The organism is Streptomyces sp. NPDC055632, assembly GCF_053618675.1.
This window is the reverse complement of record NZ_JBSHHY010000099.1, coordinates 1-1035: the sequence shown is the minus strand read 5'-3', so window position 1 is coordinate 1035 and position 1035 is coordinate 1. Positions and strand designations below refer to the sequence as shown.

Below are 1035 nucleotides of genomic sequence, written 5' to 3'. Positions count from 1 at the left end.
CATGTCCGATCAGCACGATCCCGCCCCGTACGACGCCCTGCTGCTGCTCTCCTTCGGCGGCCCCGAGGGGCCGGACGACGTGGTCCCGTTCCTGGAGAACGTGACGCGCGGCCGCGGCATCCCGAAGGAACGGCTCAAGGAGGTGGGGCAGCACTACTTCCTCTTCGGCGGCGTCTCCCCGATCAACGACCAGAACCGCGCGCTCCTCGACGCGCTGCGGACGGACTTCGCGCGGGCCGGGCTCGACCTCCCGGTTTACTGGGGCAACCGGAACTGGGCGCCGTACCTCACCGACGCGCTCCGGGAGATGATCACCGACGGGCGGCGCCACATCGCCGTGCTCACCACCAGCGCGTACGCCTCCTACTCCGGCTGCCGCCAGTACCGCGAGAACCTCGCCGACGCGCTCGCGACCCTGGAGGCGGAGGGACTCCCGCTGCCCCGCGTCGACAAGCTCCGGCACTACTTCAACCACCCCGGCTTCCTCGAGCCCGTGATCGAGGGCGTCCTCGCCTCCCTCGCCGACCTCGACCCCGCCGTGCGCGACGGCGCCCACCTCGCCTTCACCACCCACTCCGTCCCCGACTCCGCCGCCGACACCTCGGGCCCGGCCACCGGGCACGGCCGGGGCGGGGCCTACGTGCGCCAGCACCTCGACGCGGCACGGACGATCGCCGACGCCGTCCGCGAGCGGACCGGCACCGACCGCCCCTGGAAGCTCGTCTACCAGTCCCGCAGCGGCGCCCCCCACATCCCGTGGCTGGAACCGGACATCTGCGACCACCTGGAGGAGCTGCACCGCGCCGGGGCGCCCGCGGCCGTCATGGTCCCGATCGGCTTCGTCTCCGACCACATGGAGGTCCTGTACGACCTCGACACCGAGGCCACGGCCAAGGCGGCCGAGCTCGGCCTGCCCGTCCGGCGCTCGGCCACCGTCGGCTCCGACCCGCGCTTCGCCGCCGCCGTCCGCGACCTCGTCCTGGAACGGGCCGCCGCCGAGCGGGGAACCCGGGTGGAGCGGTGCGCCCTGGGCGC

The 1035-nt window shown here is 73.9% G+C and carries 1 protein-coding gene; it reads left to right on the top strand.

The window, feature by feature from the left end; all coding sequences use genetic code 11:
- Window position 1 precedes the first annotated feature (1 nt).
- Window positions 2–1035: ferrochelatase (locus ACWGSR_RS37685; protein WP_453573979.1), on the top strand; the 1034-nt coding region annotated here is incomplete at its 3' end.